Source organism: Coleofasciculus sp. C1-SOL-03 (assembly GCF_040220555.1).
Lineage (GTDB): Bacteria > Cyanobacteriota > Cyanobacteriia > Cyanobacteriales > Coleofasciculaceae > Coleofasciculus.
This window is the reverse complement of record NZ_JAVJUO010000230.1, coordinates 1-17607: the sequence shown is the minus strand read 5'-3', so window position 1 is coordinate 17607 and position 17607 is coordinate 1. Positions and strand designations below refer to the sequence as shown.

Here is a 17607-nt window from a genome sequence, read left to right as displayed (position 1 = left end):
TATTGTATTGTCTTCATTTTACCTATTCACTCCCGTATTGATTCCCTAAACCCGCCCCTACAGATTCCCTAAACCCGCCCCTACAGATTCCCTAAACCCGCCCCTACAGATTCCCTAAACCCGCCCCTACAGATTCCCTAAACTCGCCCCTATTGCTGACTGTTCACGCTCTTCGAGGGTAGATTTATTACTGATTACTTGTTTCCTCCTGATTGACTTTCTCGATTTGACGGGCAAAATGGGTTTCTCGATACTGCAATGATCGCGCTAATTCTAGACCTTTTTGAAAAGCGTCTAAGGCTTGGGCATACTTGTTTTGGGTGAGATAAATCTGACCCATTTGATCGTAAGCTTGCATCAAGCCATAATAATTGTAGGACTGTTGTTCCACAATAATCAACGTTTCGTACACCTGAAGGGCATAGTCGGGTTGGTCGTAAGATAAATAGAGTTGGGCTAACTTTTCGAGTGCATCACTGGCATACGCAAACTGTTGTGATGACCAAGCGAGTGCATAAGCTTCCTGGTAGCTTTGAGAGGCTTTCTCAGGTTGATTCAGGGCTTCGTAGTCGGCACCAATCCCAATTTTTAGGGCGGGAATTTGAGTATAGTTTTCTTGGTTGAGATAACTTTCTACTAACCGTTCCTTGATCCGCAGGGCGTTTTCGGGTTCCTGGGATTGTTTATAAATGTTGAGCAATTCTTGTAGATAGTTAACCTCCGCCACGCGATCGCGCCTTGCTTGGGCTATTGCTAGTAATTCTTCATAAATGGCGGCGGCTTGGGGATAGTCAAACCAAGCTAAATGGAGTTGGGCGATGGTTTCTAAGGTTTCGGCTTGAGTGTCCAGATCTCCTTGTTGACGAGCATCGGCTAAAATTTGCTCATAGATAGCTAGGGCGTTTCTGGGAACTCGTACCTGTCGATAAGCTTGACCTAATGCACCTAAAAGTTCAAGATCTAACTCTCCTTCTTCCTCAGCGTTTTGCTGAATCGTTTCTAAGCGTTTAGTAATTAACTGTACCTGGGATTTCGCATTCCTACTCCAAGCAATTTCACCGACGCGCCCTAGGGTTTTAACTTCTGCTAATCGTCCACCCAAGACTCGTCGTAACCGAATTTCTCGATACCAGATATCAAAGGCAGCTTCTAGATTTCCCGCCCTCAATTCGGCGGCGGCTTGATTATTCAGTTGATTGAGATCTTCCCTCAGTCGGCGGCGTTCTAAGGGGCTTAAAGGGCGTTCTACGGGGGGATTGGGAAGCAGGGGATCACCAGTGGTATCCAGTTCTAGGGGATTGGGTGGATTCGTTTCAGCAGGTTGGGCTAATGTTGCACCACTTAACCCTAACCAGAGCGTTGCTATGCAAAAAAGCAGTTGAACTTTTCTCATTAATTTAAGCTGTATAAGATGCAACACTGTTTTAAGGAGAGCCAGGAAATAAATTTCTTATCTTTAAGCTAAAGTAAGCTAAAGCTTACTACATTAAAGACTTTTAACCCGTTTGAACGGGACGTGAGCTTTTAGCCCATAGACGCAAAGTGGCTTCTCTTCGAGAACTTTAGTTCAGAGCTTAAGTCTGATTAATTATTATCTTATCTACCAACGTAATCACCATTGACGATTAAAATCAACTTAGAGTTTCTCAAGGAAACCCCTACCCTAAGACGTTTGACATTTTTTATGATTCAGCGATTAACACAAAAGCCATTAAAAGTCAATAGATTTCGCCCCCTATTATCTCGACTCTTCGTCGTGGCGATCGCGCTATTGACTCTGTTGACGACAAGCTGTAGTCCCTCTACCGCTAGAACCGCCGAACAGCGCACGTTTCTGGATTTATCCTTGGACTTTTTGGCGGAGTATCAACTGCCCAAACCGATGAGGTTTGAGGAGACTCCCGTTGGCGGCTTATCCGCCCTCTCCTATGATCGGGAGCGCGATCGCTTTTTGGCGCTATCGGATGATCGGTCAAATCTTGCACCTGCCCGATTTTACACCCTAGCGCTGAATATTAACCGCGACTCAGCCGGAGAAATTGGCATTGAATCCGTCACCGTGGAAGATGTCACCTTTCTCAAAGACGAAAATGGTCAACCCTATCCTTCCGGAACCATTGACCCCGAAGGAATCGCCCTGTCGGGTAAAGGGGGCGTATTTATTTCCACCGAAGGGGTTCCCAGTCAGGGAATTGAACCCTTTATTCAAGAGTTTGACCGCCAAACGGGACAACCGTTACAACCTTTGCGAATTCCTGATCGTTTTCTCCCGAATAATAATCCAGAAGCGGAAGAACTTCCCCGTGGCGTACAAGAGAATTTAGGATTTGAAGCCTTAACCTTAGAACCAATTACGTTAGCGGCGGCGAGTGGCGATCCTTTTCGCCTATTTACCGCCACAGAATCGGCATTAATTCAAGATCGTTTACCCCCAGATTCAGAGGAGGTTCCCCGAATTCGGCTGCTGCATTATTTAATTAGCGATATTGCCCCACCGTTACTGGTAGCGGAACATTTATATCCCCTAGCTCCCGCGCCGAAAGGGACAATTGATTATGGATTATCTGAATTACTGGCATTAGATACCGAAGGTCATTTTCTTAGTTTAGAACGGAGTTATGGGTTGTTGGGACTCAGCGCCCAAATTTATCAACTAACGCTGGGTGGGGCGACGGATACCTCTAATGTGGCTAGTCTCAAGGGGGATATTTCTCGCCTTGATCCGGTGAAGAAAAAATTGCTCCTAGATTTGAGTACGTTGGGAATTTATGTGGATAATCTAGAAGGGATGACCTTGGGTTCACGGTTACCCGATGGGAGTCAGAGTTTGGTACTGGTGAGTGATGATAACTTTAACGAGGCACAGGTGACGCAATTTCTGTTGTTTCGGTTAAATCATCGTTAAACTTGCTGCCGCCTCGGAATTTTGAGTAAAGGTTCGGTGCTGAGGTCGGCAAAAATTCCAGGATGCAAGACGGTTATAGCAAGAGGAGGCGATTGAAATCGCTGCTACACTTGCCAAAGTCCGCCTGCGCGGACTAGGTAGGTTACTTGCTACTCTAAAAATAGGAATTCCCCCATCCACCCAAGCCCACGGCAGCAAGCGTGCAGAGAACGAACGTATGAGTATTAAAGACAAACCGAAATCGCCACACGGTCGCCAGATTGGTCTGATTCTATTGATTCTGGCGGGTGTATCCTTAGTGGGGTACTTGTTTGTACCCAAATCCTCTCGCTTTCCCCTAGTTCCCTATAGCGAATTTCTCGAACAACTCGACGACGGTAAAGTCACACGGGTTTCGGTGGGGGAAGACCAGGTAATTTTTCAGCTTGAGCCCACCCAAGATCCTCTCCAGGCGACTCAAGACTTGCTGCAAGCCACTCAAGATCCCCTGCAAGCGACTCAAGACTTGCTGGAACCGCCAGAACAGTCTTTAGAGACGGAAGCAGAATCTGAGTTGGACACCCCTGACAATCCGTTGAATCCGACACCAGACGATCCCCTCAACCCCACGGATGAACTGCTCAATGAGAATCAGGAACAAGGACCGGTCTATGCTACGCTGCGGATCGATGATCCGGATTTGGTGAACAGTCTTCAGGAACAGGAGATTCAGTTTTTTGCCGCCCCGCCGCCGAAAAATGGTTGGTTACTGAGTCTGTTAAGTTGGGTGGTTCCACCCCTAATCCTTGTCGCCGCCTTTCAGTTTTTCCTGCGCCGCAATGACAGAGACGCCGAAGGTGCGCTTTCGTTTAGTAAAAGTAAGGCAAAGGTTTATGTGGAAGGAGAGTCGGCTAAGATTACCTTTGCTAATGTCGCGGGGGCGGAGGAAGCCAAGACAGAATTAGTGGAAATTGTCGAATTCCTGCAAAATCCTGATCGCTTTACCGACATTGGCGCAAGAATCCCTAAAGGGGTGCTGTTGGTAGGACCTCCGGGAACGGGAAAAACCCTCTTGGCAAAAGCCGTGGCGGGGGAAGCTGGGGTGCCTTTCTTTAGTATTTCCGCTTCGGAGTTTGTGGAACTGTTTGTCGGAACGGGTGCGGCGCGGGTACGGGATCTATTTGAGCAGGCAAAAAAGAAAGCACCCTGTATTATCTTTATTGATGAATTGGATGCGATCGGGAAATCCCGGAGTAGTGGCAATTTCCATAGTGGCGGGAATGATGAACGGGAACAGACGCTGAACCAATTGCTCACAGAGATGGATGGCTTTGCGGCTGGCGATGCGACAGTAATTGTCCTGGCTGCGACAAATCGCCCGGAAAGCTTAGATCGCGCCTTGTTACGTCCGGGACGCTTTGACCGTCAGGTATTGGTTGACCGTCCGGATTTAGCTGGACGTAAAGAAATTTTAAGCATTTATGCCCAGAAAGTCAAATTAGGCGAGGATGTGGATCTACACGCGATCGCCACTCGGACTCCTGGATTTGCTGGGGCGGATTTAGCCAATCTGGTGAATGAAGCCGCCCTATTAGCCGCCCGCAAGCGCCAGGACACCATTTCTCAAGCCGACTTCGCTGAAGCCATTGAACGAGTCGTGGCGGGATTGGAGAAGAAAAGCCGGGTTCTTAGCGATGTCGAGAAGAAGATTGTCGCCTATCACGAAGTTGGTCACGCTTTAGTCGGTGCATTAATGCCAGGAAGTGGTAAGGTGGCGAAAATCTCCATTGTGCCACGGGGAATGTCGGCGTTGGGATACACTCTGCAACTCCCCACAGAAGACCGTTTTCTGATGAATGAAGTGGAACTGCGCGGCGATATTGCCACACTATTGGGGGGACGTGCTGCTGAAGAAATTGTCTTTGGGAGTATCACTACAGGGGCGGCGAATGATTTGCAACGCGCCACGGAGTTAGCTGAACGCATGGTGACGACGTATGGCATGAGTAAAGTGTTGGGTCCTTTGGCGTATAATCAGGCTCAAGGCAATAGTTTCTTAGGCAATAATGGCGGGAATGTACGCCGGAGTGTCAGTGATGAAACGGCAAAAGCGATTGATGTAGAAGTGCGAGAAATTGTGGAAACCTCCCATCAGAAAGCCTTAGCGATTCTAAATCACAATCGCGATTTATTGGAACAAATTGCCCAACAAATATTAGCCACGGAGGTGATTGAAGGGGAAGACTTGCAAAATCTACTCCAACAAGTGCGTCCGGCGGATAATTTTGTCGCTTTGGAGAATAATCGGGTAGCGTCATAGGAGAGAGGAGGAGATGGGGAGATGGGGAGATGGGGAGATGGGGAGATGGGGAGATGGGGAGATGGGGAGAAATGACAAATGACAAAATCCCTCCATATTCTCAATCGTCTCAGTTTTGGTCTTCGTCCTGGTGATATTGAACAGACTTAATGGATCAATTAAACTCAGTAACAGTCAAGGAGAGAATATGGGGAAGAAGTCACATCGAAAAAGAAATGACAAGGCAACTAGAGACTGTCTAAAGGACATTAACTATATTCCTGATGAGCTGGTAGGCGAGATCCTAGTAGAAGCGGCTCGATTACAGGCTGAAGCGAATAAAAGTTACTCTTTAGCGGATCTAAAACAAATAGGTTCAGAAGCAGGAATTTCGCCACATTTTGTTGAGAGAGCCATCAGAAAAATAGAAGAAAAACAGGGGCGCAAACAGCAAAGACAACGAAAACTGCAAAAGCAGATAAAAAAACAAGTCAAAAAAGGCATATCCGTGGGAATTCCGCTGGTGATTCCGGCAATCGCTGTGTCTAGCCTTTTTCTATTTCGATCCCAGTTGCAGCCCGTCGTATCTGGGTTTATATCGCGCTTCGACTCTGACCCAAAGGTGATGTTGCAAGACGATTTTCGCCGTGCGGTTTTGGGGAAGACTAAGCAGGACGTGATTCAAGCAGTCGGTAGACCTGATAGCACATCTGATTTGGGTGAAATTTTAGGGAATAATGTTAGTTATTGGGATTATGATAATCAAACGTTAGATGCCGCTTCTGGTAAATTCAGTTCCGCAACTGTAAGATTTGAAAATAATGTCGTTGAGGACATAAGGTTCTCTGCTTACTAAGCGAAAGTCATGAATAAAAGTGGGTTTTGTTAGTCGGTTATTGGTGATAAACTGGCTGGAGTGGCTAAACCCGCCCCGTGATACCAAATCCGGGTTAGCTATCCCCGTTATAACCTAGTCCGCGCAGGCGAACGCAAGTTTGTATAGCAGCGATTTCAATCGCCTCCTCTTGCTACAATTGACTGGTTATTTTCATCATTCATAATTTAATGAAAGATAGCCCTCTAAAATTACTGCTGATTTCTAGTCCAGTGGGTCCATTGGGTCCGGGATTGACGGGCGGTGTTGAATTAACCTTGCGAAATGTTGCCAGCGATTTAGTCAGACGTGGGCATCAGGTGACTATTGTAGCCACCCAAGGGTCTACGGGTTGGGGTATACCCCTGGTGGAAATTAGCGGAACGGTGCAAACCAGCGCTCAAACGCAAACCCGAGATACACCGATTATTATTCCCCCGTCTTCGGTTTTGGCAGGGTTTTGGGATTATGCACGGCAAGTGCAATTCGACTATGATTTAATTGTCAACTTTGCCTATGATTGGCTGCCCTTTTATGTAACCCCGTTTTTTAGTCGTCCCATCGCCCATTGGGTGACAATGAGTTCTATCTCCGATGCGATGGATGAGATTATTGAGCGAGTGGTGATGGCGTTTCCGGGAACAGTGGGCGTCTATTCCCAATCCCAGGCGGCTACATTTAGATTTGGCGATCGCTGTCGGTGTTTGGGTAGTGGTATTGATTTATCATGCTATAATTTTTCTCCAGAACCTGAACCGTGGTTGGGATGGATGGGGCGAATTGCCCCAGAAAAGGGGTTAGAGGATGCAGTGGCGGCGTCTCAGATAACAGGGATTCCCCTGAAAATTATGGGAGTGCTGCAAAATCAGGACTATTGGCAACAGATTTTGCGGGATTACCCAGAGGCGCCAATTCATTATCTAGGGTTTTTCTCGACGAGTGAATTGCAGCAGCAGTTACGCCAATGTCGGGGATTACTGATGACGCCGCGTTGGGTGGAAGCCTTTGGCAATGTGGCAATAGAAGCCCTCGCCTGTGGTGTTCCGGTGATTGCGTACCGTCGCGGTGGACCGGCGGAAATTGTTGAGGAGGGGAAAACGGGGTTTTTGGTGGAACCGGATTCGGTAGGGGGATTAGTTGAGGCGATTAACCGATTGGATAGGATTAACCGCCATACCTGTCGTCAACAAGCCGAAGCCAAATACTCAACCCCGGCGATGGGCGATCGTGTGGAGCAGTGGTTGTACGATATTTGAGTTCGTAGTTGCGCTTTAGCGCTATAAACCTGAAGGGGGGACAAGCAACTCAAACGCTTTTTGTGTTCATGAACAGGGCGATCGCGAGTAAGTTGCTCAGATCTCTCAATCGCTCTATTGTCGGCTGATCCCAATGGCGTGGGGTGATGCATTGATGGACACACAGCCCCCCTAATCGTTGACCGTGACTGATGAGGGGTACAATTAAAACGGCTTTGGCTGTTAACGGAGTCAGTTGCGCGATCGCAACATCTGAGAGTTCGGTTTGCTCAATATCCTCAATCGCCACAATTTGCCCTTGTTGGTACACTGTCTTATAGTCTTCCTCTAAACCGGGATCGGCAAGGGAAAGTTCTAGCACCGAGGGATATCCGGGGGCGGCGGATTCCACAATCGATTGATCGCCTAAGGTATAGAAGATTACTCGTTCAACGTCTAACTGAACTCGCAGCTTCACCACCGTGAAATCTAGCAGCGTTAACACAGGAGTAGACTTAGACAAGCGCTGGAGAATCTCTGCCAATAAAGCGTTCCACTGGTGTAAACGCTGTAATTGCTGGGTGGCTTGTTCCGCCTGTGTCAAAGCTTGAGCCGCCGTCAAGAGACGCCGTACTCGTTGGGAGAGAACCGCCCAATAGATGGGTTTGGTGACATAATCCGTTGCACCTACTTCAAAAGCCCGATCTACGGACTCTTGATCATCCAAAACCGTAATCATTAAAATCGGGATGCGATCGCCTCCTGGTAGAGAACGCAAACGCTGACAGCAGGTAAAGCCATCCAATCCCGGCATAACTGCATCCAACAATACCATGTCTGGCTGATGATGCATATATTCGCTCAGACATTGCTCCCCATCCTTCGCTTCCACAACGCCATATCCCTCTTCTGTCATCGCTAAATTGAGTAATGAGCGCATGGAACGATCATCATCAACGATGAGGATTAAAGGTTGATCAGGCTGAAAATCCATAGTAGAAGGTAGAAGGGTAGTTACCAGGTAAGGGCTTGGTTACCAAGCCCCTACTATGTTTGTGTCGCCACGATTTTAATCGCCCGATAGTCTGATTAGGGAATGGGAATTGGGGATTTTGACACCTGTTTAATTAAAGCAGTTTTCACCTTCTCATACTCTACCTTTACCTGAACCAGTTGCTCGGCAGGGACTTCAGTTATACCCGCACCTGCCAAGGCTTCCAACTTCTTGCACATAAGGGAAAGAGTAACCGCACCCAGATTCGCGCTACTCGAACGGAAACTATGAGCCGCCTGTCTTAGAGCCTCTGCATCTTGGGTGGCGATCGCGGATTGAATGGCTTGGAGTCGTTCGGGTGCATCGTCTAAATATTCTCCTACAATTTTATCCAAGACAACCTTGGCTTTGGCTCCCGCTAATTTCTCTAAGGATTGCCATATCTTAGGATCTAATACCTCCGACTCCGGCTCGTGCAACCTTGGCGACGCCGGAAAAACACCTGCGCCCTCATCTCCATGTAACCCCTGATGACTATCCGATACCTTTTGCAACGCCTGAACCAGTTTTGGCAACTCAATCGGTTTCGTAATATAATCATCCATCCCCGCCGCCAAGCACTGTTCTCGATCCCCCCGCCGAGCATAAGCCGTCAGCGCAATAATCCGGGGGCGTTCGTGAGTAGACCACTGCTCACAGATCTGGCGCGTCGCGGTTAAACCATCCATTTCTGGCATTTCCACATCCATAAACACGACATCATAAGACTGACTCTGCAAAGCCTGTAATGCCTCTGCACCGTTACTCACGACATCAGTCTGATAGCCCAGTTTCTTGAGCAAAAGGAGGGCAAATTTCTGATTCACCCGATTGTCTTCCGCCAGCAATATCCGTGTTTTAGGGTTTTTTGTTAAAGGCGTGGTTTGCATTGTGTTCTGTCTATTAGGCTGGATTATTCCTCTCTTTATTGTGTAGGTAAGGAGGCTATTTAGACCTACGCCAAATTGCCGAATTTTTCATGCTCAATCGACGTAATTTTTGTTTACATTTGTCTTGAGCAGGCGAATGAGCTTTTCTGGGCGACTGACTGAGAGATAATTCTCTGTGTGCGTTGCCATATCACCCTAAATTATTGATTTGAATCACTGCTTTTTTGTTAAAAACAAACCTTGATACTCCCATCCATCTTTTGACTAGGTTTCTCTGCTCAGGGTTTAGGTAGATTCGGATCTTCTTTGATTTTCTTACCGTACTTTCTAAGTCCATGCATTCGACAAGAGAAGACGTGGACAATGGAGAGTAAATCTTGGGTAAGCTCTGATTGCGGACAGTATACAGTCTGGTCGAGAACCACGATGCTTCCACCGTTTTTCTCGACCAGATACTGTATAAGCTCGAATCCAAATCGGCACAATCGGTCTTTGCAGGCAACAACAATTGTGAGCTTATCCCCTTTAAGAAGTCTGTCCAGTAAGGAACGCAATCCTTTTCTTTTGAAGTTGAGTCCACTTCCGATGTCTTTGACGATTTCGGCTTGTGGGTAGAGAGACTGCATATAGGCGACTTGTCGGGCCAGGTCGTCTCGCTGCTTTGCACTGGAGACTCGACAATAACAAACAGTGGCGCTTCGAACACTTGCTCCCAGATAGGCTTCAACATCAAAAAGCCTTTGTCCGGCTGGATTGCGTATAGAGGGAATGCTGCCATTGTCTGCGTACTTTCTTAGCGTATTTTTATGTAATCCAAGTCGCTTGACGGCTTCTCTCAAAGGAATATAACCCATGTTAGTAAATAAAAGTCAATATGAGCATATAGTATCATACAATCTATCTGTTATCAACCCTCATCATACCTAGAGACATCTCCATGCTTCTGGCAATTTTTTCTATTCTGTCTAAAAAAAGAGAATGTTTAGTAGCCTATGTTACTGCTTATCGGCGCATAAGCCGATTTCGCCAAAACTCTCTCTTAGAGAAGAGGAGATATTTCAAACGCCTGAGTAACTTTAAAAGTAAGACCTCCAATTGTCGTCACCGTCAGGTTTCCATGCCTTCAGAAAACACCACCGCCACTCCTGAGAATACTCATGTTGATAATGACAATCAGCAACAGAGACAGGATAGCGAAGCAACTGTCAAAAAACCACCCCAACACCCCGAAGCTGACCAAGACGATTTAAATGGGAAAAAATCCCCCCAGTCTTCTCAGCTCAAAACCAAGTTAAAAAAAGCATGGTGGCTGATTCCCCTGGTGGGGTTAGTGCTGGCGATTGGTGGTGTATCCGTGATGCGCCTGTCGCCTAAAGAAGAAGAAGCCGCAACCACAACTCAACCCTCCCCCCTACCCGTGCGGGTTACTCCAGCCCAATTAGAATCGATTCGCGCTTGGGTATCCAGTGAAGGGAATGTCCGGGCGACTCGCTTTAAACATCTAACCTTTGACGTAGATGGCGATATCACCTATATCGCCAACCGGGAAGGGGGGCGACGATTACGAGAAGGCGATCGCGTACAAAAAGGGGAACGGCTTGCCCGAATTGATGATCGGGAACTCCAAGCCCAGGTGAGCCAAGCACAAGCGGCTGTCGCCGAGGCGCAAGAACAGAAAAGCGTCGCCGCCGCTAATCTCGCCCAAGCCCAGGCACAAGTCGCCCAAGCGCGTTCTCAGGTGCAGCAAGCCCAGGCACAATTAGCCAAGGCGCGATCCAATCGGGATCTGGCGCAAAGTCAACTGGAACGCTATCGACTCCTTTATAACCAGGGCGTGATTCCCGCCAGTGAATTTGATACCCGCCAGAATACACTACAAGACGCCCAAGCCCAAATTCAAGCCGCCCAAGCCCAAGTTCAAGCCGCCCAAGATCAAGTTCAAGCCGCCCAAGCCCAAGTTCAAGCCGCCAGAGAACAGGTGGAAGCCGCTGAAACAGGCATTACCACGGCTCGCGCTCAACTGACTCAGGCGAAGGTTGACTTAGAAGGGACGCGCCTTTATGCCCCCTTTGATGGTGTTGTTGCCTATCTGAATATTCGCGAAAACGAGTATTATACTCCTCAACTCGTCTCCACCCAACTGGCAGGAGAGTATCAAGGCATTTTAGAGCGAGTACCGATTGTCGTCATCGATCCCAGCCAATTTGAAGTCATTGCCGACTTCCCCGCCTCCAGTGGACAGCGCATTCGTCCTGGTCAACCTGCCTACATTGTCTCAGAACTCGATCGCTCCGGTGAACGTCCCAACCAAACCATTATTGAAAGGGCGCGTGCGAAAGGAGAAGTATTTGCCGTCAACCCCGCCGTTAGTCCAGGGGGGCGATCGATTCAAGTCACCATTCGGATTACGGACACCACAACTAACCTACAACACGGAGAACAAGTTTCAGCTTGGATTGCTGTAGAAGACGAGGAAAATACAGTCGTTGCCCCCTTAGATGCCTTTGTTTATCGTGATCAAGACCCCTATGTCTTTGTCGTCAATCCCGAAGCAGGAGTCGTGGATCAGCGTCAAATTGTACCCGGAATTACAGGCATTCAGCGGCGAGAAATTGAGAGTGGCGTTTCCCCTGGAGAACTGTTAGTCACTGAAGGACAAAATCGTTTAGTAGATGGCACACCTGTCGAGATTATTGAACGCAATTAATAGGAGTGATGAGGGAGATGAGGGAGATGGGGGAGATGGGGAAGCTGGGGGAGCTGGGGGAGATGGGGGAGATGGGGAAGCTGGGGAAGCTGGGGGAGATGGGGAAGATGGGGAAGTTGGGGGAGATGGGAGACAAAATTTCTATTGCCTATTGCCTATTGCCTATTGCCTATTGCCTATTGCCTATTGCCTATTCCCTGTTCCCTGTTCCCTGTTCCCTGTTCCCCGTTCCCTATTCCCTAACCAATGACCAAACCATCCCCGATATCTCGTTTCTTTTTCCTCAAACCCGTTTTCGGTATTTTGTTAAGCCTGCTGTTTACAATTGGCGGGTTTCTCGGTTACGCGGCGATCGTTAAAGAAGCCTATCCTGATATTAATATTGCCATAGCGACAGTCACCACAACCTGGGCAGGGGCTGATCCGCAAACCATTGAACAGCAAGTAACCAATGAATTAGAGACAGAGATTAAATCTGTTGAAAACCTGGAAGAACTTAGAAGTGCCTCATTTAGTGGCTTCTCCATCATTCAGGTAGAATTTAACTCCGAGGCGGATGTAGACCAGTCAATTCAACTGCTACGTGATGCCGTTTCTCAAGCCGAACCAAACTTACCTAGAGAGGCAGAACAACCCGTTGTTGAACAAGTTTCCTATGATGATGTCCCGATTCTTACCATAGCCCTATTTGGTGACCTGGACGCCACCGTTTTAAACTTGGCGGCGGAACGGTTACAAGAACGATTAGAAAAGGTTTCTGGTGTTAGCGAAGTCAATCTGGGAGGGGCGCGGGATGAAGTCGTACAAGTTCAGCTTGACCCCAGTCGCCTAGTCGCGCTACAAATTCCACCCACGACGGTTGCCAATCGCATCCAAACCGCTGACCGCGATGTGCCTTTAGATGAGGTTGAGAGTAACCAAATTGGCACGCAGGTGCGCTTTTATGGACGGTTTCGCCAATTAGATGATTTACGGGAATTGCCGATCGCTCGTCTGGATGGGCGGGTGGTTCGCTTAGCGGAAATTGCCACGGTTCGTCGAGAGTTGGAGGAAGAAGAAAGTCGGGCTTTTATTAGTTGGCAGGGGAGACAATTTGAACCCGTTATTAGTATGGGGATTAAGAAAGTCCCCGGACAAGATTCAATTGAAGTAATTAATCGGGTTTTGGCAGAAATTGAAGCCGCCCAGCAGAACCCCGAACTGTGGTTTCCGGGGATGAAATACCGGATTATTTCTGATGAATCCGAAACAATTTGGGAGGATTTGGAAAACTTATTCACCAATGCGTTACAGGCAATGGCAGCGGTATTTGTAATTTTGTTTATTGCCTTGTCTTGGCGAGAAGCGTTGATTGCTGGACTGTCGATTCCCTTAACTTTTTTGGGGGCATTGGCGATTTTATGGTTAACGGGTCAAACCCTGAATACGATGGTACTGATTGGCATGGTATTGTCGTTGGGTTTGTTGGTGGATGTCTTCATCTTAATGATGGAGGGAATGCACGAGGCGATTTTTATTTCTAAGTTAGGTTTTAATCAAGCGGCGCTGAAGACGGTAAAAACCTATGCACCTCCGGCGTTTTCTGGTCAGTTAACCACAATTTTGGCAATGGTGCCGCTGATGGCAATTAGTGGGACGATGGGAAAATTTATCCGCTTGCTGCCGATTACAGCGATTACCTGCCTACTGCTGAGTTTTGCGATCGCGATTTTGGTGGATGTTCCTTTATCTCGTTTTCTGTTAGCTGGAATCAGCAAAGAAAATAAAACCTCCCGCATTGACCAACTCAGTGAAACCGCCTCGGAACGGTTTACTCAGTGGAGTTTAAACCATACCGTTCGTAATCAAACCACTGCCCGGGCGTGGACAGCGGGAACTATCGCTTTATTCCTCTGTGCCGTCTTTGCCTTTACCCAAATTCCCACAGTCTTTTTTCCAGACACCGATGAACGCGATTTGAGTATTAATGTGGAAATGCCGCCGACAACCACGCTGGAAACATCACAAGCGGTAGCGGATGATTTGGGTCAACGTTTACGGTCTAAAGACTATTTTGAAAGTGTAATTAAATATGTCGGACGGCGCAGTAATTTAGTCAGTTCCGGTGAATTGCAGCCCAGCCAAGCTAGCTATTTAGTGGGGTTTGATGTTGTATTTGTTCCTGACGAACAGCGGCAGTTGAACTCCTTTGAATACGTGGATAAGCTGCGTCCCCAACTGGAAGCAGCGCTGACATCTTATCCCGGTGCAACTTTGGTGATCAACAGCCAACAAGCCGCCCAAAATGAAGACCCGATTCAAGTGGAACTTACCGGGAATAATCTGAGTGAATTGCGGCGGATTTCTGGGGATATTCAGTTGGCATTGCGGCAAATACCGGGGACAACCGATGTGCGCGATAATTTGGGCGACTTGCAACCGGATTTGAAACTAATTCCTGAACGCGAACAGCTTGATTTTTATGGAATTAGTGAAGAACAACTAGCGGCACAAGCACGTTATTATATGACTACCAATGATGTTGGCGATTTTGTTCTGGGTGGAAATGAAGAGGATTTAGAAATTCGCCTGAGTACAGCGTGGCCCTCACGCGGGGGAGAGGTTGGGGGTCCAACTCGCCGAGATGAACTCTTATCCGTGCGCTTCTTTGGCTCAAATCCGGATCAGCCTGTGATTGCAGCAGACTCGGTGATTGAGACAGTACAGGGACAAACCCCGTTATCGATTACCCATCGAGGCGGAGAACGCACGGTTACCGTATTGGCAAAAGTTGCCAGTCGCACCGTTGGCGAAATTCTCAGTGATTTAGAACCGAAATTGGAACAGATGCAGCAGTCTTGGTCTCCCGGTTACCGTTATCAGTTTACCGGGGAAGCGGAGGAACAGGCGGAAACCTTTGGGTCAGCCGGTCAAGCATTGGTTTTGGCGATTATTATGGTGTTTGCAGTGCTGGTGCTGCAACTGGGTTCATTTCGCCAGCCGTTTATTATTCTCTTGGCAATTCCCTTTGCCTTAATTGGCACAATGGGCGGGTTTTTTCTAGCTTGGATTCCCTTTTCCTTTCCGGCGTTTATTGGGGTGATTTCTTTGGTGGGTATTGTGGTCAATGATGCCATTGTTATGGTGGATACGATGAACCACTATGAACAAGAGGGGATGAATGTGCGAAAAGCGGCGGCTCATGGGGTATCTGACCGTTTGCGACCGATTTTGACGACGAGTTTAACTACGATTATTGGCTTGATTCCCTTGGCGCTGAGTCAGGCGACGTGGATGCCTTTATGTAGTGCGATTATCTTTGGTTTAATTGCGGCGACGTTGAGTGCGTTGCTGGTGGTGCCTTGTTTGTATTTACTGTTAACGCCGAAGCCATCTGATTAGGGAATCGGGAACCCCTTTTTGAGGCGATTGAAATCGCTGCTACACTTGCCTTGCGTCCGCGCAGGCGGACTAGATTATAAAGGGGGTGGCTAACCGGGCTTTGGGATAAGGTGATAGCTGGAGAGGGCTAAAGCCCTCACTACGAACAAATCTATCCCACAATTTTAGCTGTGTCAGTCCAGTAGGTTGGGTTGACGATAGGAAACATTGAGTATACAGCAGTTTGCTCGGCTATGCGGTACATTGTCGATCCCCCTCGCATCCCCCTTAAAAAGGGGGACTTTGAGCGACTGTACTTTATTACAGCGCAAAGCGCTATAAGGGGAGAAAGAGGCGAGCAACCCCTCAGTCTCCCCGATTCAGTTTCAAGAGGAACAGAGCAAATCAATTAAGGATTGGGGGAGTTCTTCAAAATGATCTAGCAAAAAATCCACGATGGTTAACTGGCGCAAGTCAACGGGTTGAGCAGGGCGATAGTCTTGACCTCGGTTGAACCAACATTGAACGGTTCCCAGGGAACGGAAACAGATGTGAGACATTTGCTCATACGTGACACCCCATTTGGCATAAAACCGCCTGGGTGTCATCCTTAGTTTGCAGTAACAATAAAGGTCAATAATGTATTCTTCTCGCTGGGTAATCGGGCGGGGATTATGGGGTCCTTTGGGGTTATAGCGTCCGGTTGGGCTATGCACGGATAGAGGATCTATTTGATGATCAGAATCGGTGGGATAACGGTATAGGTTCTCCTCATCTTCACGGGGAGAATTGTTGAGGTTTAAGTGTGTAGGGGCGGGTTTAGGAACAAACCGGAATTGTTTTACCCAACTGGGTGGCAAAACCCGCCCGTCTTCTTGGGTTACGTCCTCCATTTCTTGACTATGACGCAGAGTATTTAAAGCACCAGCAATGAGTTTACCATTCAGGCTTTCGGTCAACTGCTGGATAAATAACGCCGCGATCGCATGAACTTCCGCATCCGTCAGGTGCATTTGGGTTGCATCGAAGTCAATGTCGCTGTAGTGCTTGATCAACCCGATGAGTTGAGGAATGCCTAATTCCTCTAAGTCTTGCTGGATAGGGGGTTCACCAGTGTTGCTGCTGTCGAAGTTAGGGGAGAGGTGTGTCATGTTGTTTTCTCCTTTGATATTTTGCATTTAAACTACTTGTTATTATGTTATAACATTATGAGCAAAATAAAAACCCCCTTTTGTGGAGGTTGGAAGACCCCTTTTCTTACTACCTGCCATAGTAGAGACGTTCCATGGAACGTCTCCACTCGAAAAGGACGGTCAACTCATGTCAGGCTTAGTCGTCACACCAATTAATCAGGACTATCGAATCATGGCTTATTCAATACACCTGGAAGGCGATACTCTCAAAGTGGATTTTGCCAAAACCGATGAAGGGAAGCCGATTCCGGCTGCTGGCGATGTCATTGTGCAAGATGTACAGACTCGCGTCAGCCGGTGAAAGTGGTGCTGTGCGGCGCTCCCAATACCGGAAAAACGGTTTTTCGGGATGGGTTGAAACAGGCAATTCTGGAGCGAGATGATGCTCCCCAGGATTTTTACACGATTTCTGGTTGTCCAGATGGGGATGGTTCCTGGTTTACACCAACAGCACAGAAGTACCCGGAGTTAGCGGCAGAATTAAAGGATGAGTATAAGGCGAAGTTTACACCGGAATTTGCCCAGGACAAAGCGCGAACGGTTGACGTGATTAAAAACTCGTTATTACTGTTTGATGTGGGGGGCAAGATCAGTGCAGAAAATGAGTTAATTATGGCTAAAGCCACCCATGCCGTGATTTTAGCCAAGTCGGAATCCGAGGTAGCGGATTGGCAATCGTTTTGTCGAAAGCTGAACTTGAGTGTGATTGCGATAATTTATAGCGATATTAATGCCACAACCGATGAGATTGAAACGAAATCCCCCCAGTTAAAGGGAACAGTTCACCGACTGATTCGGGGTGAATTAGTAAGCAATCGTCCTATGATTCAAGAGTTGGCACAGCAGTTAGTTGAATTAGCCAATTTGTAGTAAGGGTAGGGGCGCATGGCGTGCGCCCGTGTCAACTTAAGGTGCAAACTAATACTGACAAGCATTTCACCCTCATCCCCTAACCCCTTCTCCCATCAAGGGAGAAGGGGAACCGGAATAATTAGGGTCTGCTGAATAAGTCTTGTGGTGGGGAAAAGGCTTTTATGCAGGAGGCAGAAGGCAGAAGGGAAGAGGGTTTAATCCAACCCACAATCGTTGTCCTGGGAGTATCTTTCTCACGCTAGGTGCTAGGTTTTTTACA

At 47.8% G+C, this 17607-nt stretch carries 15 protein-coding genes; 9 read left to right on the top strand and 6 right to left on the bottom strand.

What is annotated here, in order from left to right; all coding sequences use genetic code 11:
- Positions 1-187: 187 nt before the first annotated feature.
- Complete coding sequence (locus RIE73_RS35160) at positions 188-1393, bottom strand: tetratricopeptide repeat protein (protein WP_446405577.1); 1206 nt, start codon at positions 1391-1393, stop codon at positions 188-190.
- 291 nt (positions 1394-1684) lie between these two features.
- On the opposite strand from RIE73_RS35160, the gene RIE73_RS35155 reads away from it, so the two are divergent.
- From RIE73_RS35155 to RIE73_RS35140, 4 genes are all read left to right on the top strand, one after another.
- The gene (locus RIE73_RS35155) at positions 1685-2905 is read left to right on the top strand and encodes an esterase-like activity of phytase family protein (RefSeq protein ID WP_446405576.1); all 1221 of its coding nucleotides are present in this window, start codon (positions 1685-1687) and stop codon (positions 2903-2905) included.
- Between the two features lie 217 nt (positions 2906-3122).
- A complete protein-coding gene (ftsH, locus tag RIE73_RS35150) occupies positions 3123-5204 on the top strand; it encodes an ATP-dependent zinc metalloprotease FtsH (protein ID WP_446405575.1) in 2082 nt (693 codons plus the stop codon).
- 187 nt (positions 5205-5391) lie between these two features.
- Complete coding sequence (locus tag RIE73_RS35145) at positions 5392-6039, top strand: hypothetical protein (RefSeq protein WP_446405574.1); 648 nt, start codon at positions 5392-5394, stop codon at positions 6037-6039.
- A gap of 209 nt (positions 6040-6248) precedes the next feature.
- Positions 6249-7313: a glycosyltransferase family 4 protein gene (locus tag RIE73_RS35140; RefSeq protein ID WP_446405573.1), complete on the top strand. Its 1065-nt coding sequence runs from the start codon at positions 6249-6251 to the stop codon at positions 7311-7313.
- A 49-nt stretch (positions 7314-7362) separates the two neighbouring features.
- Here the strand turns inward: RIE73_RS35140 and RIE73_RS35135 are convergent, their stop codons facing one another.
- The 4 genes from RIE73_RS35135 to RIE73_RS35120 form a co-directional block, all read right to left on the bottom strand.
- Complete coding sequence (locus RIE73_RS35135; RefSeq protein WP_446405572.1) at positions 7363-8286, bottom strand: response regulator; 924 nt, start codon at positions 8284-8286, stop codon at positions 7363-7365.
- A gap of 95 nt (positions 8287-8381) precedes the next feature.
- Entirely contained in the window at positions 8382-9215 is an 834-nt protein-coding gene (locus tag RIE73_RS35130; protein ID WP_446405571.1) for a response regulator, read from the bottom strand.
- A gap of 190 nt (positions 9216-9405) precedes the next feature.
- Complete coding sequence (locus RIE73_RS35125) at positions 9406-9552, bottom strand: helix-turn-helix domain-containing protein (RefSeq protein ID WP_446405570.1); 147 nt, start codon at positions 9550-9552, stop codon at positions 9406-9408.
- Entirely contained in the window at positions 9494-10069 is a 576-nt protein-coding gene (locus tag RIE73_RS35120; protein ID WP_446405569.1) for an IS607 family transposase, read from the bottom strand. Before RIE73_RS35120 ends, RIE73_RS35125 begins: the two co-directional genes overlap by 59 nt.
- 263 nt (positions 10070-10332) lie before the next feature.
- Between RIE73_RS35120 and RIE73_RS35115 the strand changes: the two genes are divergently transcribed.
- The 3 genes from RIE73_RS35115 to RIE73_RS35105 are packed head-to-tail and all read left to right on the top strand — an operon-like array spanning position 10333 to position 15303.
- The gene (locus RIE73_RS35115) at positions 10333-11922 is read left to right on the top strand and encodes an efflux RND transporter periplasmic adaptor subunit (protein ID WP_446405568.1); all 1590 of its coding nucleotides are present in this window, start codon (positions 10333-10335) and stop codon (positions 11920-11922) included.
- Positions 11909-12172 (top strand): hypothetical protein, encoded by a 264-nt coding sequence (locus RIE73_RS35110; protein ID WP_446405567.1) that lies wholly within the window; start codon positions 11909-11911, stop codon positions 12170-12172. The genes RIE73_RS35115 and RIE73_RS35110 overlap by 14 nt, the downstream gene beginning before the upstream one ends.
- Positions 12169-15303: an efflux RND transporter permease subunit gene (locus RIE73_RS35105; protein ID WP_446405566.1), complete on the top strand. Its 3135-nt coding sequence runs from the start codon at positions 12169-12171 to the stop codon at positions 15301-15303. The genes RIE73_RS35110 and RIE73_RS35105 overlap by 4 nt, the downstream gene beginning before the upstream one ends.
- Before the next feature lie 365 nt (positions 15304-15668).
- On the opposite strand, the gene RIE73_RS35100 is transcribed toward RIE73_RS35105, so the two are convergent.
- The gene (locus RIE73_RS35100) at positions 15669-16433 is read right to left on the bottom strand and encodes a hypothetical protein (RefSeq protein WP_446405565.1); all 765 of its coding nucleotides are present in this window, start codon (positions 16431-16433) and stop codon (positions 15669-15671) included.
- Between the two features lie 214 nt (positions 16434-16647).
- On the opposite strand from RIE73_RS35100, the gene RIE73_RS35095 reads away from it, so the two are divergent.
- Positions 16648-16776, top strand: coding sequence for a hypothetical protein (locus RIE73_RS35095; protein ID WP_446405564.1), 129 nt, complete (start codon positions 16648-16650; stop codon positions 16774-16776).
- Positions 16773-17345, top strand: a complete 573-nt coding sequence (locus RIE73_RS35090) for a CRISPR-associated protein Csx3 (protein WP_446405563.1) — start codon at positions 16773-16775, stop codon at positions 17343-17345. Before RIE73_RS35095 ends, RIE73_RS35090 begins: the two co-directional genes overlap by 4 nt.
- The last annotated feature ends 262 nt before the right edge of the window (positions 17346-17607 follow it).